Origin of the sequence: Methanocella sp. MCL-LM (assembly GCF_049676595.1) — an archaeon.
Taxonomy (GTDB): domain Archaea; phylum Halobacteriota; class Methanocellia; order Methanocellales; family Methanocellaceae; genus Methanocella_A.
Window position 1 is genome coordinate 288,019 of the sequence record NZ_CP187259.1, and the last position, 22,240, is coordinate 310,258.

At 54.2% G+C, this 22,240-nt stretch carries 24 protein-coding genes and 1 tRNA gene; 13 read left to right on the plus strand and 12 right to left on the minus strand.

Annotated features, from left to right (window positions below; all coding sequences use genetic code 11):
• Nucleotides 1-95: 95 nt before the first annotated feature.
• Nucleotides 96-1,328, minus strand: a complete 1,233-nt coding sequence (locus ACPLPM_RS01495) for a lipopolysaccharide biosynthesis protein (protein ID WP_424358467.1) — start codon at nucleotides 1,326-1,328, stop codon at nucleotides 96-98.
• A 242-nt stretch (nucleotides 1,329-1,570) separates the two neighbouring features.
• On the opposite strand from ACPLPM_RS01495, the gene ACPLPM_RS01500 reads away from it, so the two are divergent.
• The 3 genes from ACPLPM_RS01500 to eif1A all read left to right on the plus strand — a co-directional run bounded on the left by ACPLPM_RS01500 (nucleotide 1,571) and on the right by eif1A (nucleotide 3,074).
• Entirely contained in the window at nucleotides 1,571-2,263 is a 693-nt protein-coding gene (locus ACPLPM_RS01500) for a hypothetical protein (protein ID WP_424358468.1), read from the plus strand.
• A 204-nt stretch (nucleotides 2,264-2,467) separates the two neighbouring features.
• On the plus strand, nucleotides 2,468-2,641 hold the full coding sequence (locus tag ACPLPM_RS01505) for a CxxC-x17-CxxC domain-containing protein (protein ID WP_424358469.1): 174 nt from the start codon (nucleotides 2,468-2,470) through the stop codon (nucleotides 2,639-2,641).
• 94 nt (nucleotides 2,642-2,735) lie between these two features.
• Complete coding sequence (gene eif1A / locus ACPLPM_RS01510) at nucleotides 2,736-3,074, plus strand: translation initiation factor eIF-1A (RefSeq protein ID WP_424360020.1); 339 nt, start codon at nucleotides 2,736-2,738, stop codon at nucleotides 3,072-3,074.
• A gap of 397 nt (nucleotides 3,075-3,471) precedes the next feature.
• On the opposite strand, the gene ACPLPM_RS01515 is transcribed toward eif1A, so the two are convergent.
• Nucleotides 3,472-4,458 carry an alpha/beta hydrolase family protein gene (locus ACPLPM_RS01515; protein WP_424358470.1) on the minus strand — a complete coding sequence of 329 codons (987 nt, stop codon included), beginning with the start codon at nucleotides 4,456-4,458 and terminating at the stop codon, nucleotides 3,472-3,474.
• On the minus strand, nucleotides 4,451-5,113 hold the full coding sequence (locus ACPLPM_RS01520) for a helix-turn-helix domain-containing protein (protein ID WP_424358471.1): 663 nt from the start codon (nucleotides 5,111-5,113) through the stop codon (nucleotides 4,451-4,453). Before ACPLPM_RS01520 ends, ACPLPM_RS01515 begins: the two co-directional genes overlap by 8 nt.
• 162 nt (nucleotides 5,114-5,275) lie before the next feature.
• On the opposite strand from ACPLPM_RS01520, the gene ACPLPM_RS01525 reads away from it, so the two are divergent.
• Both ACPLPM_RS01525 and ACPLPM_RS01530 read left to right on the plus strand, forming a co-directional pair.
• On the plus strand, nucleotides 5,276-5,659 hold the full coding sequence (locus tag ACPLPM_RS01525) for a hypothetical protein (protein WP_424358472.1): 384 nt from the start codon (nucleotides 5,276-5,278) through the stop codon (nucleotides 5,657-5,659).
• 42 nt (nucleotides 5,660-5,701) lie between these two features.
• On the plus strand, nucleotides 5,702-6,379 hold the full coding sequence (locus ACPLPM_RS01530; RefSeq protein WP_424358473.1) for a hypothetical protein: 678 nt from the start codon (nucleotides 5,702-5,704) through the stop codon (nucleotides 6,377-6,379).
• A 47-nt stretch (nucleotides 6,380-6,426) separates the two neighbouring features.
• Here ACPLPM_RS01530 and ACPLPM_RS01535 read toward each other — a convergent pair whose 3' ends face one another.
• From ACPLPM_RS01535 to ACPLPM_RS01545, 3 genes are all read right to left on the minus strand, one after another.
• A complete protein-coding gene (locus ACPLPM_RS01535) occupies nucleotides 6,427-6,720 on the minus strand; it encodes a hypothetical protein (protein ID WP_424358474.1) in 294 nt (97 codons plus the stop codon).
• Nucleotides 6,721-7,187: 467 nt separating this feature from the next.
• Nucleotides 7,188-8,300 carry an ATP-binding protein gene (locus ACPLPM_RS01540; protein WP_424360021.1) on the minus strand — a complete coding sequence of 371 codons (1,113 nt, stop codon included), beginning with the start codon at nucleotides 8,298-8,300 and terminating at the stop codon, nucleotides 7,188-7,190.
• A 275-nt stretch (nucleotides 8,301-8,575) separates the two neighbouring features.
• Nucleotides 8,576-8,650, minus strand: a tRNA-Pro gene (locus ACPLPM_RS01545).
• 482 nt (nucleotides 8,651-9,132) lie between these two features.
• Here ACPLPM_RS01545 and ACPLPM_RS01550 point away from each other — a divergent pair.
• Nucleotides 9,133-11,541: a winged helix-turn-helix transcriptional regulator gene (locus ACPLPM_RS01550; RefSeq protein WP_424358475.1), complete on the plus strand. Its 2,409-nt coding sequence runs from the start codon at nucleotides 9,133-9,135 to the stop codon at nucleotides 11,539-11,541.
• Nucleotides 11,542-11,826: 285 nt separating this feature from the next.
• Complete coding sequence (locus tag ACPLPM_RS01555) at nucleotides 11,827-12,441, plus strand: DNA-3-methyladenine glycosylase (RefSeq protein ID WP_424358476.1); 615 nt, start codon at nucleotides 11,827-11,829, stop codon at nucleotides 12,439-12,441.
• 668 nt (nucleotides 12,442-13,109) lie between these two features.
• Here ACPLPM_RS01555 and yjjX read toward each other — a convergent pair.
• Genes yjjX through ACPLPM_RS01570 form a run of 3 tightly spaced genes read right to left on the minus strand, consistent with a single transcriptional unit; the run spans nucleotide 13,110 to nucleotide 14,618 of the window.
• Nucleotides 13,110-13,634: an inosine/xanthosine triphosphatase gene (gene yjjX, locus ACPLPM_RS01560; RefSeq protein WP_424358477.1), complete on the minus strand. Its 525-nt coding sequence runs from the start codon at nucleotides 13,632-13,634 to the stop codon at nucleotides 13,110-13,112.
• Nucleotides 13,631-14,101: a phosphopantetheine adenylyltransferase gene (locus tag ACPLPM_RS01565; protein WP_424358478.1), complete on the minus strand. Its 471-nt coding sequence runs from the start codon at nucleotides 14,099-14,101 to the stop codon at nucleotides 13,631-13,633. Before ACPLPM_RS01565 ends, yjjX begins: the two co-directional genes overlap by 4 nt.
• A gap of 4 nt (nucleotides 14,102-14,105) precedes the next feature.
• Complete coding sequence (locus tag ACPLPM_RS01570; protein WP_424358479.1) at nucleotides 14,106-14,618, minus strand: gamma carbonic anhydrase family protein; 513 nt, start codon at nucleotides 14,616-14,618, stop codon at nucleotides 14,106-14,108.
• Between the two features lie 205 nt (nucleotides 14,619-14,823).
• Between ACPLPM_RS01570 and ACPLPM_RS01575 the strand changes: the two genes are divergently transcribed.
• The 4 genes from ACPLPM_RS01575 (at nucleotide 14,824) to ACPLPM_RS01590 (ending at nucleotide 17,100) form a co-directional block, all read left to right on the plus strand.
• Nucleotides 14,824-15,066 (plus strand): hypothetical protein, encoded by a 243-nt coding sequence (locus ACPLPM_RS01575; protein WP_424358480.1) that lies wholly within the window; start codon nucleotides 14,824-14,826, stop codon nucleotides 15,064-15,066.
• A gap of 75 nt (nucleotides 15,067-15,141) precedes the next feature.
• Complete coding sequence (locus ACPLPM_RS01580) at nucleotides 15,142-15,681, plus strand: hypothetical protein (RefSeq protein ID WP_424358481.1); 540 nt, start codon at nucleotides 15,142-15,144, stop codon at nucleotides 15,679-15,681.
• Between the two features lies 1 nt (nucleotide 15,682).
• Nucleotides 15,683-16,441: a hypothetical protein gene (locus tag ACPLPM_RS01585; RefSeq protein WP_424358482.1), complete on the plus strand. Its 759-nt coding sequence runs from the start codon at nucleotides 15,683-15,685 to the stop codon at nucleotides 16,439-16,441.
• Nucleotides 16,438-17,100 (plus strand): PrsW family glutamic-type intramembrane protease, encoded by a 663-nt coding sequence (locus ACPLPM_RS01590; protein WP_424358483.1) that lies wholly within the window; start codon nucleotides 16,438-16,440, stop codon nucleotides 17,098-17,100. The genes ACPLPM_RS01585 and ACPLPM_RS01590 overlap by 4 nt, the downstream gene beginning before the upstream one ends.
• A 104-nt stretch (nucleotides 17,101-17,204) precedes the next feature.
• Here ACPLPM_RS01590 and lysS read toward each other — a convergent pair whose 3' ends face one another.
• Complete coding sequence (gene lysS / locus ACPLPM_RS01595; RefSeq protein ID WP_424358484.1) at nucleotides 17,205-18,821, minus strand: lysine--tRNA ligase; 1,617 nt, start codon at nucleotides 18,819-18,821, stop codon at nucleotides 17,205-17,207.
• Between the two features lie 203 nt (nucleotides 18,822-19,024).
• On the opposite strand from lysS, the gene ACPLPM_RS01600 reads away from it, so the two are divergent.
• Both ACPLPM_RS01600 and ACPLPM_RS01605 read left to right on the plus strand, forming a co-directional pair.
• Nucleotides 19,025-19,735, plus strand: a complete 711-nt coding sequence (locus tag ACPLPM_RS01600) for an IS1096 element passenger TnpR family protein (protein WP_424358485.1) — start codon at nucleotides 19,025-19,027, stop codon at nucleotides 19,733-19,735.
• Between the two features lie 56 nt (nucleotides 19,736-19,791).
• Nucleotides 19,792-20,523, plus strand: coding sequence for an IS1096 element passenger TnpR family protein (locus ACPLPM_RS01605; RefSeq protein ID WP_424358486.1), 732 nt, complete (start codon nucleotides 19,792-19,794; stop codon nucleotides 20,521-20,523).
• Between the two features lie 2 nt (nucleotides 20,524-20,525).
• Here the strand turns inward: ACPLPM_RS01605 and ACPLPM_RS01610 are convergent, their stop codons facing one another.
• Complete coding sequence (locus tag ACPLPM_RS01610) at nucleotides 20,526-21,029, minus strand: GTP pyrophosphokinase (protein ID WP_424358487.1); 504 nt, start codon at nucleotides 21,027-21,029, stop codon at nucleotides 20,526-20,528.
• A 49-nt stretch (nucleotides 21,030-21,078) separates the two neighbouring features.
• Nucleotides 21,079-22,101, minus strand: coding sequence for a phosphotransferase (locus ACPLPM_RS01615; RefSeq protein ID WP_424358488.1), 1,023 nt, complete (start codon nucleotides 22,099-22,101; stop codon nucleotides 21,079-21,081).
• Nucleotides 22,102-22,240: the final 139 nt, after the last annotated feature.

Here is a 22,240-nt window from a genome sequence, read left to right on the forward strand (position 1 = left end):
GGATGCCGGCAGACAGGCTTTGAGCCGGTCGGTTAGGCCGTCAGCCCGAGGCCGGGAAGCCGGGAAGCCAGCCACCCGGCATAACCTCCCGCCTGCTATTGCCAGGTCTTTTTAGACAGCATCATCCAGCCCGAGAAAACGGATACCACCACGCAGGCCAGCAGCCACGCATAGCCTATGCCGATCAGGCCCAGCTTCTGCAGTAACACGTAGCCCAGGCCGAGCGTCAAGGCCGTGACAGACAGCCTGACGAAATTCAGCATCACGAGGTTTTTCCGGACCTGCATCACGGTGAAGTAGACCTCTATGACCGCGTAGAACAGGCTGGATATCGCCAGCAGCATCAGCAGCTGATACGCTGCGGCCGAGTGTTCGGGGCTGAACAGGCGCAGCAGATTATCGCCGAAGACGGCGGCGACCACCACCATCGGGACCAGGATGGCGAGGGCGAACCTGAGCGACCGCAAGGCCGTATCCTTCAGCGGCCGCTCATGCGCCCCTTCCACGAACATCGAAGCCACGATTGCATCGGGCACCAGCAGGAGGAACGCGGCGATGGAATACCCGGCGTAATAATAGGCCTGTGCGGTGGCTCCAAGTACGTTCACGACCAGGATCGGGATCAAGGTATAAGGCGCCGTATACAGGATCAGGGCCACGTAGTTGCTGAGGGAGTACTTCATGGTTTTTCGGGCCTGGCCGAAGTCGGCGCGGAGATTGCGGGTCACGCCCATCCTGTACAGGAATATGACGCCCACGACCAGCATGACCAGATAAGTAATGTCCAGCGCGAGCAAAATGCCGAGCACGCCCAGCGACCCTGCCAGGAAAAGCAGAGGTATCCTGAGGAACAGGAGGGAGTATTCCACGAACGCCAGGTCGGCTCTTCTGATCGCCACGAGGGCAGTACCCTGCATGTTAGTCACGGCCGTGAGGAAGATCAGCATGACGAACAGCAGAGCATATTGCCACTCTCTGAGGAACAGCAGCGCCGGGGAGATATACGGTAGCCCGATCATGAAGCCTGCTGTTACTACGATCGTTACGGCAAGCATGATCGCTATCAGGGCATTTAAAAATCCACCCCTGTCTTTCGATTGCGGAAAGAACCTGGTGATGCTGTCATCCATGCCCAGCCGGGAAATGGCGACCATCATCGCAGCCGCCGATATACCTGCAGTGGTCAGCCCGACGTTCTCCGCCGAGGTCACTTTACCCGCAAGGAGCCAGAGCAGGTAGTTAAAAAGCGAGACCAGCCCGGTATTCAGCATGATGAATAGCGAGTTCCGGTACAGGGGGTCTCTAAAAAAACTGGTCAGGCCCGGCATCGATACGACACTGAATAAAAAGTGTTCCCGGCCGATGTAATACCTATCCCGGTATTTACCCGGGAAGAAAGGATGGAGAGCACCGGTAACTATCCTTAGCGGGTAATGTCGGCGTCCAGCGTTATTCCAGCAGTAAAAGCGGGAGGACACGAGGCCGGGAGGACAGGAAGGACGGGGGATAGAACAATTTATACTATGGTCGTATTATGCTATTTGTCTGACACAGGAGGACGAGGCTGATCTTGGGAACGTCGAAAATTGGCACGCTGAACGAAAAGCCGCTGCACGAAGCTTTGAAGCGGTGGTACGCCCAGCCCGGGGACCTGTTCGAGGTGCCGGTGGAAGGCTTTTTCGTGGACATCGTGCGCGGCGACCTCCTGATCGAGATCCAGACCCGGAACTTCAGCGCCATCAAGCGGAAACTGGAGAAGCTCCTGACTAACCATCCCGTGCGGCTGGTGTACCCCATACCCTGCGCGAAGTGGATCGTGAAGCTGGCGGATAACGGGGATGGCCCGATCATCCGCCGGAAGTCGCCTAAACGCGGCGCCTTTGAAGACGTCTTCCGGGAGCTGGTGAGGCTGCCCGGGCTGCTCGAGAACCCCAATTTCTCGATAGAGCTGCTGCTGATCGAGGAGGAAGAAGTCCGCCGGTACGACGGCGTCCGGGGCTGGAGGCGGAGAGGGTGGGTGACAGAAGAGCGCAGGCTGCTACAGGTAGTAGACAGGCGGACCTTAAGCTCGCCGGCTGACATGCAAGCTTTTATCCCCGCAGGCCTGGCCGAGCCTTTTTCAGTTAGCGAGCTGGCTACGGCCACCGGTAGTCCTGCAAGGCTGGCCCAGAAGATGGTCTACTGCCTGCGGAAAACGGGCTGCCTGGCACCGGTGGGGAAAAGGGGCAACGCGATACTGTACGCCCGGCGACAATCTGATTGATTTATCTCATGAAACGGGTTTCAAGTGAAGTCCATGGAAAACTGGGGTGGGGGAGGTACCGGGAGGTCAGAGAGGATTTTCCCCTGGAATATACGTGGTAATACATACCCTTTTATAGTACCTTGCCATCTTGGTTAGTGCGGAGAAATTCTTCGGTGGAGAAAAATTCTCCAGCGTAGAAACATATCCGCTTGAGAACTTATCATGAGAGACAGCGGATTTAGGGGACCCCGGAGAAGCTTCGGCGGCCCGAGAGAAATGCACAAGGCCGTTTGCGCCGACTGCAAGAAAGAATGTGAAGTACCCTTTGCTCCCAGCGGTGACAGGCCGGTCTATTGTCAGGACTGCCTCCCGAAGCACAGGAAGCCCAGGTTCTAAGATTTAAGATCTTATTGCATGGACCAATCTTTTTCTTTTTAGTTTTATAAAAATTAAATCGATGCGACTAAATTTTTAATCCGAAGGTGAAATACTGTATAAACCAAAAGGCCAGGGCCACAAGAGACCGGTGCAAGCCGGCAGCGAAGTAACCAGGGTAAGGACTCCCAGGAAAAATGACAGGGAAATGTTAGGCACCGTGACCAAACTACTCGGGGCAAGCCATCTAAACGTCGTATGTATGGACGGCGTCACCAGAATGTGCCGCATCAAGGGCACGATGAAAAAGAGGACCTGGATCCGGGAAGGCGACATAGTCATCATAGTGCCCTGGGAGATTCAGGAAGATAAAGCCGACGTCACGTACAGGTACACCGGCCCTCAGGCAGACTGGCTCCGCCAAAAAGGGTACTTGAGTACGCCCGAGGCTTAACGGTAGCTCATACCGTTTTTAGCTTACTAACAAACAGATCGCTCTCGCAGCCACCATAACTTTTTTCATCATACTGTTGCCCGGGTCCGGAAAACTGGTCGTCGCCAGAGGCAGGAAGTCCGAGGACGCCGATGCGGCGGTGGAGCGGCTCGTGAGAGAACTGGAAGACCGGGTTTTAATATAGGTCTTCTCGAAAGAAAGTGGGGGATATGTATAGGCAACTCGTGTTGCCATATATCACATCCATTTTATATAACATAACTACGACTGGTTTTCCTTTAACCCTTGACGGTGCCGGCGACCCATATCTCTTTCGACATCAGCGGCGAGCCGTTAATGCCCGGTCTTTTCTCAGAATTTAGGTGCAGTCGACGCACCCATGCATTTCTTGTGGCGTTTAAAATTTTTTAAGCCAGTTTATGATGGCATTTACGGCTTCTTCATCAAGCTCTATGCCTGGAGCGTTATAGTTCAAGCTAACACTCTGGGGGTCCAGTTTTTCTACAGGGGCCTCTTCATGCTTTAGCACATGATTGGCGGTTTCCGGGTACAGGAAAGTTGCCTCTGAGTTTTGCCGGGCTGCTTCTTCCAGGGCCTCGCCATTCGCCTTCCAGTCGACCTGGATGTCTTTTTTGCCGATGACCACAAGTAACGGCTCAGTGACCTTTGCAATGTGGTCTGCGAGGCTGTAAGCCCATAATTCCCTGCTAAACGGTAAGTTGGATGGGGTTTCTAGAGTTAGCAGTATGTTTTTGAGGACTTCCGGAAGCGAAGGATCGGGGGTAACTGGCTTACCGGTGGTAAACTGTGCTACAGCCTCATCGTAATGTTTCATGACGAGTTCTCCGCCGGGCAAAGGCTCAAATTGCTTCGAGAGCTGGACCCTGGCTAAGTCGCCCATCGATCTTGCGGGCGCTCCGGTCAGTACCAGCCCTTTGAAGCGATTGTTCTTTGCCTGCAGCTGGTAGTTAACGGCATGAATGGTGCCTTCACTGTTGGCCAGCACGAACAGATTGTCCTTTTTAACGTTTGTTTCTGCCAGTACTGTTTCAACGGCGCCTGTAATCTCCTCTATGTAGTATTGCATGCAAATTTTGCCGGTAAATTTTGATAAGTTCTCCACGACGTGGGGCCCGGATCCGAGCTTATCAAAGCGCAGAGTAGCAAAACCCTCGCTTGCGAGCGCTTCAGCCAGCAATTTGGCGCTGCCGTTCGTTCCGGGCAGAAGCGGCGTGCACCAGTCTCTGTCTGTCGGGCCGCTGCCTGCTATAAAGATAATTGCCGAATGCGCCTCTTTATCTACCGGCGCTGTAATCGTCCCGCATACGGGAATACCCTGAACGTTCCACGATACTTCTCTGTTTTCGATAGCCGTTTTACTCATGTTCTCCACCTTTCTTCTTTGAATCCTGTTTCCCGGCGCGTTCCCGCAGGAACCCGGCGCTGAACTTTCTGGCCGCCTCCAGGAACTGCTCGTCTTCAACCAGCCGTAGCATGATCCCAACCTGGTAGGCGTTAGCCACGACCAGGCGATCTTTCTCTACCTGTTCCAGGCCCGACTGCTGCAGTTCCGCGAGAATGGCCTTGCTTCTCCCATCCATAGCCATCAGGTCGCGCTTCGCCTCGGCCATTTTTCCCGGTAAGACGTTGTACCCCATGTAGCTCAGCGACTTGATCAGCTTCTCCCAGAACTCCGCGTTGATGCCAGCCTCGGCCGCTGCCGCGGCGCTCGACGGATCAGACATGTTAAAAGTGAAGTTCATGGCCGCTTTGCGATAGTACTTCTTGACCACGCCTCCGGCGATCTCTTCCCTGACCAGCCTGACCAGGCCATGCTTTTCCAGCTCCTTCATATGATAGTATATGGAGCCTGAATTGGCACCGAGCTTCCTGGCCACATCGGACACGGAAAATTCTTCCTCGCTAACTATCCGAATGATCTCAGCATACTTGGGACTGCATAGCAACTTGATGGCGTGGGGGTCTTCGACAATCATGATCTCTTGAATCGTCGAGTCCAGCTTTTGCTTACGAGGCATGTTCTATCCTATGCACTACTAGGTTATAAATTTTTTTATAGGCGCTAAATAAGTTATAACGTTAAAAAATTTTATACATCCCCTGCTGACCTGAATTCGGTCGATAGAAGAAGCCGTCGCGATACAATTAAATAAAATTACGAGGATATAAGGCAAATGGGTTTGCTTATACAGATCCCCTTAAAGAAAGTGGGCTGGAAAACCTATCATGGCGCCTTTGAGAATTACGTGTTCTATAATTGGGGACCGATCTATCCTAACGATCCAAAGCGAAACTATGCTCCCGGAATACACTATGAACGGGCTGTCGAAAACGAGCCTACTGAGTATTACCATCTGGATAGCCCGTCGGATGCTGAAGAGGGTACTAAAACGATGGCATGCATATCTTATCTTAACTGGCTTTATATCCAGGACAGGATGCAGGAAGATCCCGACAACTGGATGACCGATCCTGGTGTGGTAGAAAGCACGAACTGGCTCTTAGAGGAGCAGCAAAAGTTCAGTATGGGTATGATCGAATATGCAACGAGTTCAGATCCTTAAGTTAATTTTTTATTATTAAGCGTAATATTTAATGGTGGTTGTATGGGAAGTTGGTATAGACTCAGAGTTCCTCATAATACGTTACTAGTGATACTCTGCCTGTTGTTGATCGCCCTTTCGGTTTTAACATCAGGGTGTGGTGAGCCATCCCGTCCGCCTTTTAGTCTCTACCAAATCGGGGTGACCGGTCTTGATGGATTTAGGGGTGAAGGATTTACGGAGATCTTTGTCCCTATACCTGTAATGGAGGGTCAACCTTTGTTTGCGGATGACAATAGTTTTACATTGAGCGGTAACTGGTCGCTTCGTACTGTTGATACAGATCGTGGCAAAATGTATGCCCTTCAGACTAATGATATAGATCTGACCAACATCGATATGCATTTAAGCCGGGAGCTTCCTGAAAGGCCTCATGATGAAGATGTGCGGGTAATCACAGATGCAAAGGAGTTTCCTTTATATCCTGTGTCTTCAGAGGCTTCACTGTTTAATAAGTTACCTGACTCCAATACTGAATCAAAGAGCTATACTAGCTACGTCTACATCGGTAAAGATGTCAAACCAAAAGGTGATAACGGGACAATTATTTTTGATCTCGTATTAGACGTTACGGGAAAATCCAGTGCTGGACAATATTCCGCATCATATCATGCGTATATCGGTGAAAGTATTCCCGCTAATGTTACTGGATGGATACCCGTTACTGTGAAGGTGAAATAAAAATCTGAATGGGTGGCAGAAGGCATCTCAACTGATTATGGCTCGGGTTAAATCATTGATATGCATACGATTATCCCTATCGATATGAGCGGATACGGATATCTGTCTAGGTGCATTGCTAAAAACAGTGACTTAGTTGAGCATTGCAGGAGCTTCTCGATCAGATCAGCCTTGATAGCATCGGTGCGGTCGCCGCCGCAGACGAGCCCCCCGAGGCCGATGATTCCTGGCTTCACAGATTTGTACTTTTCATCAATCGGAATGGAGAATACACGTTTAATAAATGGAACTCCAAGTTGAATGGTTCTGACGAACTTACCGGATTTGGAAAAGGCCGACATAAGTGGACGACAAAAGTCATAATCGAGAGTTATCAACTTGTTAGTGGCTCTGAGGTAAGATACCTGTATATCACAGCAGACCACTGTTCAATGTCTACAATCAACTCAGAGAATCTCCCCTTCTCATAACCTCATTAATCTTTTTAGTGCGTCTGCAACATGCCTTATAGGCCGAACTTTTTCACCACCTTGGTGAAAGTAATCAGTTAATGGTCAAGAGAAGAAGCCGTCGCAGTACAATTAAATAAAATTATGAGGATAAATGGCAAAGTTCGGCTGCCATCTATATCCCCTGAAAGAAAGTGGGGGGGATATGTATAGCAACACGATTTTGCCATATATCCTCGACTTTTTATATAATTGTATAGCGGTGGCTTCGTGTTTTGGGGCTTGAGGGATTACTCTCGCCGTGGTGATGAAAAAAGGTGATGGAAGGGACTTTTACGGGCGAAGCAAAAATAGCTATATTATTTTATTGCTGGCAGCAGGACCGTGAACTTCACGCCTTTTGTATAATCGCCTTGCACCCGGTCTTCTACCTGTATCTTTCCGTTGAATCGGTCTACAAGCGCTTTAACCAGGCACAATCCGAGACCTTTGCATTGAGTATTCCTTTTCTCGCAGAGGGGCTGACTGAACAATTTACTTTTCAGCGTATCAGGTATGCCTAGCCCGTTATCTTCGACTGTGACAGAATAATACCTTATTCCGTCAATCGTGACCTCATTAATACGAATGTAAATATCCAGCGGGCCGTTAGAGTGTTTTATGGCGTTTCCAATGAGATTGATAAAAACATCTTTCAGCAGGTAGTTAGATTCTATCCAACAATCTTTATGGGGGGCATAATGGATATTTATGGCCCTGCCCGGTACTTCGGAGAAACTGTTTACTACACTAGTTACGACTTCACCCAGGTCGATCTTTTCCATAGGCAACCGAGCCGATTTTATCTTTTGCAGATTATTCAGGGTATCGATAAGTTCCGTCGAACTATTCAAAGCGTTTAGCGGTTTTTCAATAAATTCTCTATCAGCCTTTGTCAAGCATTCGCCAGAATCCAGCTTATTAATGACCATCTCCAGGTATCCGATGACTATCTGATGAACGTTTCTGACATCATGGCTCAACAAGTCCAGGTACAAGTCCGATTTAGCCCTGGCCTCACGCAGCTCATCCTCAATTTTCTTTTGCACTGACATATCGGAACATAATTGTACAGTGCCGATATAGTGCCCTTTTTCATCCTGCATAGGTGTGGTGGCAACCAGGTGTAGTATGAATTTTCCGCTTTTATTGCGAATGCTAAACACGTAAGTGTCTCTCTCACCTTTGCGGCTGCGCTCTATCGATTCTTTCATTACTGCACGGTTCTTCTCATCGGTAAAATCGAATATTTTCTTGCCGATAATCTCATCAGGGGGATATTCCAGCGTGTCGACGAGCTTCTTATTAACAAAAGTAACATTGTCATCTTTGTCTGCAATCCAGATGCTTTCTTCCGCAGCATCCACTATGATACGATAAATATGTGTAGTACCAAAAAGCTGCTCTTCAGAAGTGCGAACCAACCACAACACGCTCAAATAGACATAATGCTACATCATTTAATAATTTATCTAAATGAAAAAAAATTATCGGATTCATACTCACAACTTTAATACCTTTGATAAGACCCAGCGAAGATCGGCCCATCAAACACCTCATATCGTTTACTATCCAACACCCCAATAGCATAGGCTATCATCACAAACTCTTAACAAAACACCCGCAGAATATATCGTATTATAATTCAACGACTAATATAGGAAAAGTGTCCAAAAAGAGAAGGGAGACTATGCCCCCTGAAAGAAAGTGGGACAACCCAGATTTGAACTGGGGTCCAAGCGTCCCAAACGCTCGAGGATGGACCAAGCTACCCCATTGTCCCGTCTGTGAATCGTAGTCGCGCCGGGAAGATAAATATGTTGCGGTGCGGGCACGCTACCCGATACTGTCCGGCTTGCCGGGGAAAGACTGACTCTACATAGTATTCTCATATCAACCTTATCCAGCCCTCCCTGACCTCCTTACCTCCTTAAACCTCCTTCTTAAAAGTCCTCCTTTAACCTCGGCGACCTCCCAGACCTGCCTCCTTTCCTCCGGTACCTCCCTTTACTCGGGAATTGCCATGGATCGCTTGTACCAGCAAAATGCAGAGGAAACGGAGGTACCGGAGGTCCGGAGGTAGGTAAAAGGAGGTACACGGAGGTCAGGGAGGGTTGAAAAAAGGGAGGTTTAAGGAGGTACAGAGGTCAGGGAGGATGGACTGAACAGGACAGAATGAAAGTTGAAGTACAGTACTTTTTTAGCAGATTGTGAGAGAACCTATATTTAGCCTACAGAAGCTGGAGATCATGGTGTAAGAGAGCGATGAAAAAGTATGTAGCTGTCGGCATAGCGATTATCATCCTGCTGGCGCTATCGTTCCTCCTGCTGGTGCTCTGGACTGACGGCGAGGATGCTGCCGGGAGGGAGATCCCCGGCATCGGCACGCCCGACTACATCTACACCGGCGACGATGACATGCTCTACCTGTTCTCGGATAGAAACATCACCGCGCTCTCGCCCGACGGGTCGTTCAGGTACCGGTTTACCCTGCCCGCGGGTTACAGTATTTACGAGCGGTGGTACTTCCACTCGTGGTGGGACTACGTGTACGTCCGGCAGAGCGGCCAGCCGATAGTCTCCTCCTCGAACGGCACATTGTACGTGTACCTGGTCCCCGCCGGTACAGAAACTTACAAGGATGGCAATGAGGGCGCCCTCACAGAATATTACGGCACAGGCCTGCTCCTGTCCATCGGCCCGGACGGCAGGCAGGAGTGGAGCCTTCCCCTTGATAGCCTGATGGTACCTGCCCGTAAATACCAGTATATCGACGCACCCCTCTATCAGGAACCTCCCCGGTACACCATAGAAGCGCTCAGCGACGCGTACATCAGCGTCAGCAACGGGACGCTGTACGTCTTCCACGGCTACAACGAATCTGCCATCGATGCCAATGGCACCCTGCTGTGGACGATCGGCGGCGTATCAGATCCTGCTGCTGTAGACGAGGCGGGCAACGTATACGTGGCCGGCCTGTCCTCGCTGCCCGGGATGGTCACCGACACGCAGGAGGCAATAGTTGTCTGGGACGTGGATTTCGGCAAGGAAGACTACCGGGTCCCCGGGATGATCGTGGACTCGTACTATCCCAACGGTACCCTGCGCTGGAGAGCGCTGACGGTCGACCTGGTGCAGAGGCAGCCTGGCTCAGGACCCCTGCTCCAGTACCGCAATCACACGATCTACGTGCCGCTGGAAGACGCGATGATGGCGATCGGCGAGAATGGTAGCGAGTTGTGGAAAAAGCGGTTCGACAGGAAGGATTACCTCTTCGTGCCCGAGGATTCGGCGCACTATATCGAGGAGTACGGCCGGTACTTCGAAACGCCCGAGGGAGGGGATTTCCAGATCTACCTGGAGATGCCGTTCGACCGGGAGGGAAACCTGTACCTGAAGTATGCTACGGGAGGCCAGTACCAGATCGCCTACTACCTCATCGTCATATCGCCCGGGGGCGAAGAACTGTCCAGCAGGAAGATATCGGGACGCAGCTTCAACGGGTACGTGGCCGTCGGAGACGGAATCCTGTACGCTACGGACGTGTGGCCAGTACCTATGATTCCTGGCGGCCCTGGCTCGACTCACGATCCGACACCGGATCTGGAAGACCTGCGCACGCAGACGCTTACGGCGTACGACGCGCGAACGGCGGAGCCCATCTGGAACTACACGATCCCGGTCGACCGGCCCGAGACAGGCGAGCTCAGCGAGGCGAATTTTGACCTGTTTTTCGACGAGATCACCGCTCAGAGGCTGAAGAATTACAGCAGGACCAGGAATCTCACGGCCCTCACCGGCGATGTGGTAGTGAACGGCTATACCTACTACGGGGGCTGGAATACCCAGGACCAGATACTGTCCATACTGTCCTCCAGCTTAAGATCGAACGCCCGCGCTGGGAACGGCCGGGTCTACGTGGACTTCCGGACGCTCAACTACGAGAACCCGGTGTACTTCAATACCTCCAGGTATGCCTACGTGGGGGGCGTATATGTCATCGATACCAACGGCACGCTGCTGTGGCGTATCCCGGTTTATCCGACCGATCAGGTCATCACGCCTGGCAACAGCACGGTCCTCTACGAGTCAGGCGACGGCAAGGTGTACGTGAAGTACGCCGGGGCAGCGGCTGCCGGGATCACCTTCCTCTCGGCACTGTTCCTGTTCTTCAAGTACTTCCTCGCCGGAACCGTGGCCAGGGCCAGGAGCCGCCTCGACCAGAACGATAACAGGATGGCAGTCCTGCAGTTCATCCGGGAGAACCCGGGCCTGACCATGTACGACATCGCCCGGGGCACCGGCCAGAACCGGGGCACCGTCAGATACCACCTGCTGATCCTGGGCATCAACCACAAGATCGTCGAGCACCGCCCCGACGGCAAGTACGTCCGCTACTTCGCCAACTCGGGCAACTACAGCCAGCAGGAGAGAACTGTCATCTCTCTCATGAAGAGGGATGTCACCCGCAAAGTACTGTGCCTGCTCCACAGGAAACCGGGGGCTTCCAACGGCGAGATTTCGGCCGAGCTGGACATCCCGGAGAGCATCGCCAGCCGGTGCACCAAAGAGCTGGCAGACAGAGGGCTGATCATCCGGGAGCCTGAGAGCAGGGGCTTCAGGGTGAAAGAAGAGTTCGGGGGCCTCGTCGGGAAGATCGCCGAGGAGCCCTGAGAACTAATTCACCGGTTTTCCCGGGTCTGGAGCGTAACGGCATGTCCGGTGTCATGGCCTTGTTTGGGCCATCGTGGGTAGCACAAAAACACAAATCAAACAAGCATGGGAATACTGGTCATCTGTGATGCCAGTACAGTGCAGCGTTCGTTCACGAATCGCCTCGATAATGCCTGCATCAGCAGGCGCTCATAAAGCGAACATAAACACCTACCCTGAACTATTCAACACAGCCGGAACGGCCCACCAAAGCTATTTGTATTCTCCTGCCCCACTAAAAGACATATGTCAGTACTGCCCCGGGATTTCTACGATCGGCCCACGCTCGAGGTGGCCCGAGACCTGCTCGGCAAAACCCTGGTCAGGGAGCTTCCTGCCGGCAGGGTTGCCTTACGAATCGTGGAGACCGAGGCGTACATTGGCGAAAACGACCAGGCCTGCCACGCCAGCAAGGGCATGACGGCCCGCAACCACGTCATGTTCGGCGAGCCCGGACACGCTTACGTCTATCTCATTTATGGCATGTACAACTGCCTCAACCTCGTCACCGAACGGGACGGCTACCCCGCCGCAGTCCTCATCCGGGCGGGAGAGCCGATCGATGGTGAGGAGATCATGGCCTCCCTCCGGCCCAAGGCCAAAAAGCCCCACGAGATCGCCTCCGGGCCTGGAAAATTGTGCGGCGCCACGAATATTACCAAAGCCCTCAACGGCGCTGACGTCTGCGCTTCCGGAGAGCTGTACGTCGAGGACGGGCCTGCTGTGAAGAAGATCGTCGCCTGTCCGAGAATCGGCGTCGACTACGCCGGCGAGGATGCGCTCAGGCCATGGCGGTTCTACGACAAACGCAGCCCCTGTGTCTCGAAGCGTGCTATCGGAGATTATGCCAACGACATATAGCAGAAAGAAAAAATTCACCACGGTGTCACGGCTCATTATCCTGACTACTGGAAAGCAAATGTTCTAACCACGGCGGCACAGCGACACGGAGACAGTGCGAGAAACGATGGCAGGATAGTTATTTAAACCACGGCGGCACAGCGACACGGAGACAAACCGTACCCGAATAGCAAGGCCCTCTTTTTTATTAATCCACGGCGACACGGCGGGCTGACAGCACGGAGACATTCCGTCTATTGTTACCAGGCTGGAGAAACCAGGAATCAATATAGAAAGTAGTTTACCGATCATGTGATCATAAGGATATACTGTAACAACTGAAACACCTGGCCAGTAAACCGTTATTGGTTAATGGACTGTCTCCGTGCCGCCGTGGACATAAAAAGAAGTACTCTGTTACAGCGTCGCATTTGTCTCCGTGTCGCTGTGCCGCCGTGGTTCTAGTTTTTCTTTCAGTTATCCTGATACAAGTTGTCTCTGTGCCGCTGTGCCGCCGTGGTTCTATTTACCACCCGGTTGTTGTAGATCGCATTATTGCCGTGCCGCCGTGCCGCCGTGGTTCTATTTACCACCCGGTTGTTGTAGATCGCATTATTGCCGTGCCGCCGTGCCGCCGTGGTAAGCAGTTTTTGTCAATCGTGCGGTTGTGGTTGAATAAAATAGGAGTTTTACTCCAGGGACCGGTACAGCTTGGGGTTGAGCCGGGGTATCATGGCCATGAGAACACTTTGCTCTGTCAGCTGCGTCCGATCGAGGATGCCCCGAGATAAATACCCGATGGCGCCCGACTTTTGCCCTAGATTTTCGATGCCCGTGAGCTCGCTCATGACGTCGCCGACTTCTCTGCCGGTCAGCACTTCGGCCAGGACTGTGGACGGGTACTGGAAGCCGCTGCCGCAGCCGATGGTGCAGTCCAGGCCGTCGAAGACGGCGCAGAACTGGATGTCCAACACGTAGCCTTCCACGTCGGTCAGGCCGGCCTCGATGCCGACGCCGTAGTCGTAGTCTCCGGTGCGGTAGGCGTTTTTGGCCCGGTTGATGGCGCCCTTGATCGTATCGGTGCCGAAGGGCTGGTCCGGGACTCCCGAGCCGACCTTGCGGCCTTCGACCTCTACACCCTCGAACAGCTTGCTGAACACGTTCTTGACCGCGTTGACCTTGACCGGGTTAACGGTGCCTACTGCTACTTTCATCGCTCTTGCCCTTCCTTGTTCGTCAGCAGGTTGCCATGCGCGTCGATCTCGCCCTCGACTATCCTGGTAGAGGAGATGGGCTTGCCGTCCTCGGCGAGCACGTACTCCACCCTCACGACCTTGATTGGCGTCATGCCCCGCTCTTTTCTGATCTGGTTGATCTTGACAGCCGTAGAATAAGTCTCCGGGGACACGACGATGTAGTCGTAGGCCTCGGTCAGCGTCCTCCCATAAGGATCGTCGATCTTCATGATGTGGGGCTCGATCCCGAACTCCTTCCTGACCCAGTCCCGGACCGCCTTCTCCCGCTGTTCATACGTCTCCACGTGCCGGGTCCGCTTGCCGGTCGCCATGTCGTCGGAAGTGATCCCGACATCCACGTCTTCGCCCAGGTTGTAGGCCGTCCTCAGCAGCAGCTTGTGCCCGTCGTGCAGCGGCTGAAAGGTGCCCCCGACCGCTATCTTCACCGGCTCATCTCCTCTGAACTTCCAGGTATTTCCTGGAGAGCTCGACGTACTCCTCGCAGTTACCCTCCGGGTACTTCATCTGCTCCGGGGAAAGCTGCTTGACCACCTTCGCCGGCACGCCCACGACCAGCGAGCCTGCGGGAATCTTGTCTCCCTCTTTAACGACGGCTCCCGCGCCGATAATGCAGTGATCGCCGATCTCTGCCTTGCTTAAAATGATGGCGCCCATGCCGATCAACGAGTACTTGCCTATCGTGCAGCCGTGGATGATGGCCCCGTGGCCGATCGTCGTGCCCTCGCCGATGTAGACGTCCTCTCCCGGCCCCGAATGAACCACAGAGTTATCCTGAACGTTGGCCTTCCGGGCGACAGTGATCTTCCCCTTGTCCCCCCGGAGCACGGCGCCGTACCACACGTTCGCCTCGTCCTCGGCAACGACGTTACCGATCAGCACGGCGGTTTCAGCGATAAAAGCAGTTTTCGAGATTTCAGGCTTCCCAAAATAGTCGAGGATCATGATTGGTCATTCATTCGCGTGCTAGTCTAAAAAAGTAACGTCGCGGACCGGGCTTCCCGGTGTACTCTGACGGCGATGCCCGGGAAGTGGTATTATGGTCGAGAATCGAGCCCAATCTTTCAGTATTCTAATTATTCGCCTGAAAATTAAGTATATAACACCAAATACCCAATATATTTGGCGATGAAATTATTGAAGGGATAAAATGCTACGAAAAAGTGAGATAATGCTGCTGACGGCAGGGCTTCTGATCGGGGCGGTCGCAGGCCTCCTCGTAGGCTACGGCATCCACGACTCGCCCGCCCAGGGTGACGTATCGACACTGTTGAACAATAGCACAGGTACCTCCGTTAACTCCGATCAGATAGAGCTGGTAGTCGATCAGGCTGGCCAGAACAACACGCCTTTTGCGATGGCGAACAGCCCGATGTCCGAAATACAGGCCTGAAGTTGGCACGAAGCTCCGGCTGCATAAATATTTAGGCAATAGTCGCCATTTTTTAGGGATATATCAGTGATGGATATGCTGAACAGAAGTGGAATAATCGTCCTGGTCACAGGGCTTCTGATCGGAGCGGTGGCCGGCCTGGTGGTGGGCTATGGCATCCACGATGCGCCCGCGCAGGGCTCCATAGGCAGCGTACAATCGGCCGGGGACGGCTACTTTCTGGTCAACGGGCAGAAGATGGACCTCGGCGCCCTGCAGCTGATGCTGCAGATAGACCGGACGAAAGCACTGGACCAGAGCATTGCGGATCAGATGGCTCAGATACAGGACCGGAATAAACAGATCAGGGATTACAATGAGCAGATGGCTAACTTAACGGCCCAAAGGGCGGCTTTAGACCAGAATGACAGCAAGTACAAAGAAAACTACGCCAGCCTGACTGCCCAGATAGATTACCTCAAAGGGCTCATCGACGGCTTGAACAGCGAAGCTCAGCTTGACATGATCCGGCTGCAGTCGCTGATCGACAAGCGCAACCAGGCCTTCGAGATGGCTTCCAATACGCTGCAGCAGGACCAGAAGACCCGGGATTCTATCGTGGGCAACCTCCGGTGAAATGATGACACAATCAAGGATGCGGCTGCCCCAAGGCATTTTCACGCTCGCGCTCTATGGCTTTATCACATTCGCGGCGATCGTACAGGCGCTGTGGTTCGCCGGCCTGGTCCGCGGGGACGACCTGCTGGCCTGGAGCAACTACGGCCAGCTGGCCGCAGCGTTGTTTTGCGCCGCCTTGTCCGCGTACCTCTTCGTGAGGAGGAGGGAGGGCGTTTACGTCATCTCCGCCTTCGCCTTCGGCGGCTGGTTCCTGAGCAACACCTTCTGGTACCTCAACGTGGTGCTGATCGACCGCAGCCTGGCGTACCCCAGCGTCGGCGACGCGGGCTTTCTGGGATTCATGCTGCTGACGATCGCTGCGATCGGCCTGGCTTACCAGAAAAAGGAGCCTCGTGTGATGGTGATCGTGCCGATCTATGCGCTGTTCCTGCTGCCCGGCATCGCCGGCCTGTGGCTCAGCCCGACGTTCACGTCTATAGTCACTCTGGCCTATTACCTCTGCTTCGCCGCAACAGTGGCGGCCATCGTGCAACACTACGACCCTAAAGACCGGCTGTTCTTCGCGGGCGTGCTGCTGTACTGCTTTACGATGCTGATCTACATTAGCCGAGAGGTGTACTTCGCGGACAGCATGGTCTTCACGCTGGTGGGCCAGCTCGCTATCGTGTCCTTTTGCGTCATACAGCTAGGCCTCCTCAGCAGGGCCGGGTGCAGGCTGCAGCTGGGCCTTCTCAGGCGGAGGAGGGCAGAGGTATGATCGAGGCAGTCTTCATCGTGACCGCCATACCGCTGGTCTTCCTGCTCGCCTTCATGCGGAAGGAGCAGCGGGTCTTCGTGTACTTCCTGCTCTGGGGGCTGGTCGCCGCCATGCTCACGTACTACGTCTACGTCGCGCTGAGCGTGGCCGGCATCAGGCTCGAGTATAGCTCGATCGGCTTCGGGCCGCTGCTGGAGGAGTTCCTCAAGGCGCTGCCGCTGATCGCGCTGTTCATCGTAGCGGGCAAACGGTATGACCGGCACATCCTGCCCCTGGCCATGGCGTCGGGCATCGGCTTCTCCATCCTGGAAAATTACCTGTACCTGGACAGCCTGGCTACCGGAGGCTTCTCCGTCCTGCTGGCGGCAGCGACCCGGGCGCTGACCACCGCCGTCATGCACGGCTGTACCACGGCCATCGTCGGCTACGGTATCTTCCTGGTCGGGAACATGGCGAAGCAGGCGCTGCCCGCGATGCTGCTCGGCCTGTACACGACGGCCGTCACCATCCACGCGATATACAACCTGCTGGTCATCTATTCGGGATGGGGAAAGCTGCTCGCCGTACTGATACCGCTGGTCCTGATCCTGGGGCTGTTGCTGCTATTCTACGGGGACGAGCTGGAGGCGAAGCCTGATGAAAAGGCCTGCGGCTCCTGAAGCTCCGGGCAGTCTGCTAACACCAGTCCTGGCAATGATCCTCGTGGGGATCGTAATCCTGGCGACCGGCTACCGGAAAATTAGAGAATAGAAAAAAGTTTAGCTCAGGCCTCGAGCCTGAGCCTCTTTGTCACGAACTCGGTGTCCAGCGCCAGCACGAACGGCCCCAGCTTCGGGCCTCTGGGCTTGCCGAGCAGGAGCGTGTACGCGGTCTTGAACAGCTTGGCAGGCTTGATGTCCCTGCGCTTGGCCATCTCGAAGATCTCGTACTGGGTCTCTTCCTCGGTGTGCTTCGCCTCGACGTAGTCGGCCATCTCCCGCAGGGCGTCCTTCTCTGCGTCGGTGATGTCGGCCGGTATTTCGAGGTCCTCCTTGATGGAGATGTTGTACTCCTCGGGGCCGAAGTTATGGGCCCAGTAGCCGGCGAGCTTGACCCTGGTGAGGGCGTCCTGCTCCTGTTCCTTCGTGGCGTCGGCGGGCAGGTGGCCGGTCTTCTTGAGCGTCCGGAGGATGTGCTCCTCGTTCTTGGAGACGCTCACCATGGCCGCAAACGTGTACGGGATCCTGACTTTCCGGCGCTTCTCGATCGGAAGCATGGGGTAGACACGGTCGGCCAGCTCCTTCTCCTCGGCGTCAGCCGCCTCTATCTCGTTAAAGAATAAACGCTCGAACCGGTCGAAGCCGTCTACGAGGAAGTTGATGTTCTTGACTTCGAGGTTCTTCTGCTTCATCGGGTTCAGCGAGTAGAAGTACAGGAAGGCCTCGGGCTCCATGATCTTGTTCATGTCCTGGGTGATGTAGACGTTGCCGTGCCTCGTCGACATCTTGGCCGAGTTGACGAGGAAGAACTCGTATACCGAGTAGACGGGCGGCTGCCTCTTGAGGATGACCTTTGATATTTCCTGTCCGGAGGGCCACGAGCCTTCGTAGTGGTCCTTGCCGAAGGGCTCCATCTTGACGTCGAATATGGCCCATTGCGACGGCCACTCGAACCGCCACGGCAGCTTGCCGTTATTCAGCGAGGTGGTGCCCTTGTGGCCGCAGCCCGGCACCTCGAACTCGCCGGCGAGCGACTTGCTCTCGCAGACGTAGTCTACGGTCCAGTTGTCCAGGTCAACGGAGACTGCCTTTGCCGTGATGCGGCCGCAGTTCTCGCATATAGGATTAAAGGGAATATAGTCCTCGGGGGTGTTCTTCTGGTACCTGGAGATGACTTCCTTCGCCAGGAGTATATCCGAGAGGATGGTGCGGGTCGGGGCCTCGAACTTGCCCTCGTTGTACAACGCGTGGTTGCTGTAGTCCTCTACTTCCACTCCAAGGGACCTGACACCGTCGAGCCACACGTTGTTGAAGTGCTCGGCCCAGGACTTGCAGCACCCGAACGGGTCGGGGACGTGCACGTAGGGGATGCCGACGTACTTGTTCAGCTCTTTCAGTTCCGCTTCGGTCAGAATTTTCCAGTTGCCCTCACGATCGGGCATCCTCTCCGGGATCTTTCTCAGCGGGTCGCGGTCGTCGCTGGTGTGGACGTGCCTGGTCTTGACGCCCATGCTCTTGAGCGATTCCTTGATGAAATATCCTCTGAGAATGTCGTTGATGTTGCCGATGTGCTTGCCGCCGGAGGGCGATGCCGCGCACTTGACGACGATCTCGCCGTCCTTGCCGTAGCGCTCGATCACTTCGTCGGCCAGCGTGTCTGCCCAGAAAACCCTGTGAACCATGTTATTGCCTGCCTGTCTGTGTCTCTGTTCGCCTGAATCTAAGACATCATCATATAAGTTATTTTCTAGTTTAAAAGGACTCAAGGGGAAGTTAAGGGAAAGCCGGGGAGCTAAGCCGTAACATAAGCGGATCAGATAGGATCCGGGCACAAATTAATGTAGGAAGCTATTAGTCCCGGAGTGAAAAATTTTCTAATATCAGTATGTCAGAGCTAGATAGCGGTAATTCTGATCAAGTCTACCAGATGAAAGCCCATGTATATCACCTGCACAATGTCTGGAGACGCTTCCTGATAAGCAAAGACAGCAGCCTGGAAGAGCTACGCCGCACAGTCCTGTGTCTCTTTAGTTTTCGCGAAGATTTTCCGTATCTTCTGAGGTACGGTGAAGTGAGATACAGCGAGGACTGGGAAGGAGGGGGAAAAGGTGAGGCCCTGGAAGAGGTCGATCTGGCCACTGTCCCGTTACGGGAAGCAGTAGAAGTGATTAAAGCGGAGAAGACCCATGCTAAGAAGTACATTATCTATCGTCACGAGTCCCCGAGTCACGTTCACATGATGGACGATGACCTCTTTAATATTGATGCAGATGACGAGGACTTTGATGATTATGCCAACTGGAGCATAGCAATATCGTACGAAGTAGAGCAGCCTGTAGAAGAGAACGGGCAATACCCCTTTTGTTTAGCCGGCGGGCGAGCCTCCCCTCCCGGGGAAATCTTCAACTATGCAGATTACCAGTGGCTTATTAACGAGCTGAAGAGGATGGGCCGATCTAAGCTCACCGATGCCCTGAAGAGAGCGGATGACCCGGACTACAACAGGTTTGTTCCTCTGCTTGAAAGCGGGTTCGACCCGGACCTCTTCGATATAGATTCTGTCAACCGCTGCCTGGCCGGGATCGGGAAAAAGTAGCTTTGCCGGCGGGAAGCTATTATAGCCTATGATCAGTATTTCATGCTGCTGATATTATGCCCGGGCTCGACTCAGATAATCCAGATCACGTCTACCAGTTAAAGGCACACATTTATAACCTGAACCACGTCTGGCGGCGCTTCCACATAGGCACTGACAGCAGCCTGGAGCAGCTGCGGCGGACAATCATGTGCCTGTTCGACCTTCACGAAGATTTCCCGTGTGAGTTCAGGGCTGGTAGGGCCAGGTACGGGAGTCAGGTAGCAGTGGAAGGGGAAGCGGCAGGCCCGGAGAGCGTGGATTTAGCATTGGTCCCGGTGCGAGATGCGGTAGAGACAGTGAAAAAGGAAACCGCACGTAACAGGAAGAGCATCTTTTTCAGCTACGAGTCCCCCGAGTACCGTGAATCTGCCCGGCCCCGGAGCGAGCCGGCGAGCGGTGACGAGGATGAGGAGGAAGAAGAAGGCGGCGACATTCCCGGGTTTACTCACTGGTATATCGTCATATCCTACGAGGATGAGCTGCCTGCTGCAGCAGGGCAGTCGTACCCTGTCTGCATCGCCGGAGAGCGCGCCTCTCCCCCCGGCGCCATTCACAATTATGACCAGTACCAGTGGCTTACTAATAATATGAAGACCATGGGCCGGTCGAGATTTATCGATGTGCTGAAGAGAGGGAATCACCCCGACGACGCTGGATACATCCGCCTGCTGGAGGACGGGTTCGATCCCGCCCTGTTTAACCTTGATACTGTGAACCTCTGCCTTTCTAAGGCTGGCAAAAAGTAGTTTTAGTCGACCAGGATGTCGGGCGACCCATACCTGTTGGTCAGGTACATCAGCGCCCGCTGGTACCTGTCCAGCCTCGCTAAGTCCCAGGATTCGACCTTCCTGAGGCGGCCGAGGTCTGAGTTGTGCTTAAGGTCGGCGATCTTTACTTTTGTCGCGAGAGGGTTCTGCCTGATGCGCCTTATAAAATAGCTGTACCTTTCCTTGCCGTTGATGTCGTAGGCACCGGATCCGGCAGCCGCGGGGTTGATCCTCTTGGTGAGGCAGTCCAGGGCGTCGACGATGTTGTCTGGGTAGCCTTTGGATCGAAGGTAGCTGAACGTGACCTTGGTGTCCTCGACCACGTCGTGCAGGACCGCCACGATCATGGCGTCCTCGTCCGCCGGGTCCAGCTCCATCATCACCTTGAGCGGGTGGAGAATATACGGTAGATCTGCCCGGTCTTTCTGGCCTTTGTGGGCCAGAGTGGCCAGGATGATCGCGTCCTCCAGGGATGGCTTTTGCATCAGTTTCACCGGATATAAGTGATAAGTAAGCACAGAGATAAAAAGTTGCTTATCCTCCGGGGACATCTCCAGCGCGGCGCGTCCCTTCTTCGACCAGCCGCCTCCGATACTCACCATCCCAGAACCCCAGTGAGGCGATCTTGTACAGCGACTGAGAGGTGTAGAACGGCATTATATCCTGAAGCTCTTTCCGACGCTGTCTATCCGGCTCATATGCCCGGATAAAATGGCGCACATAAGGCTCTGCCCCGTTGCCATCCCCGCCCTCGTGGGCGAACTGGTGCCACAAATCTGCCGTTATGCTCCCTAAGTCCACGCATTTGCTGCGCCGGGGCCGGCTGCGTTCTACGTCGAAGGCGTAGATGATGCCGTCTTTGATCTTGAAGTTCGAAGGGTTGGCGTCTCCGTGCACTGTGACTCCCCTCTGCCTGAAGAGTGCCGGGTACTCGTACCACCTGGCCATGTTGCGCATGGCCTTGCGGTGATAGCCTCCCAGCGCCCCGGTTTCTTCGAGGCGGATGAGGGCTTTGAGGTACGAGTAGAACATCTCGCACTGGTCGATGTAGTAGCTCTGGGGCATGTCCGTGTGGATGCGCCTGAGGAGGCCTGCTGTCAGCTCCAGTCCCATGTACAGGTCGGCTGGATTCCTCTTGCCGTGGATCACGTCCAGTATGAGGGACTGGAGGGTGAAGCCTCCCACGTACAGGGTGGCAAGCGCGCAGTCCAGGTGTTCGGCGCTGCCAAGAGCTCTCGCTACCTGGTACTTTCCCGACCCGAACCCTCTTCGCTCGTATTCCTTGAGGGTGGCGAATTCTGTCGCCATCTCCCTGCAGGGCTCGTAGGTCGTGCTTGTAGGGCCCAGTGTCCTGCTGAAGAACTTGACGTGGACCCGGATACCGTCGATCTGGTAAACGTTGGTGACGTGGGAGGCTGCATGCTGCTCTTTGACGGAGCTGATCTTCCACTGCCCTCCCTGCCCGAAGATTCCGGGGTTCTCTTTCGCCAGGCAGCGCAGCCACCGGTAGACGTCTTTTGCCTCAGATCTCGATGTTTCTGTACTGGTTTCCTGCACTGGAAATCACCGGGGTAATGTGCTCGTGCCAGCCGAACGCAGGAAAGACAGTACGGTATCATATCTTGGGGAAGGCGAGGTGGAAGGCGGAAAGAGAACAGTATGCCGGGCTGGTGCTGTAAGTATCCTGATCGGTATC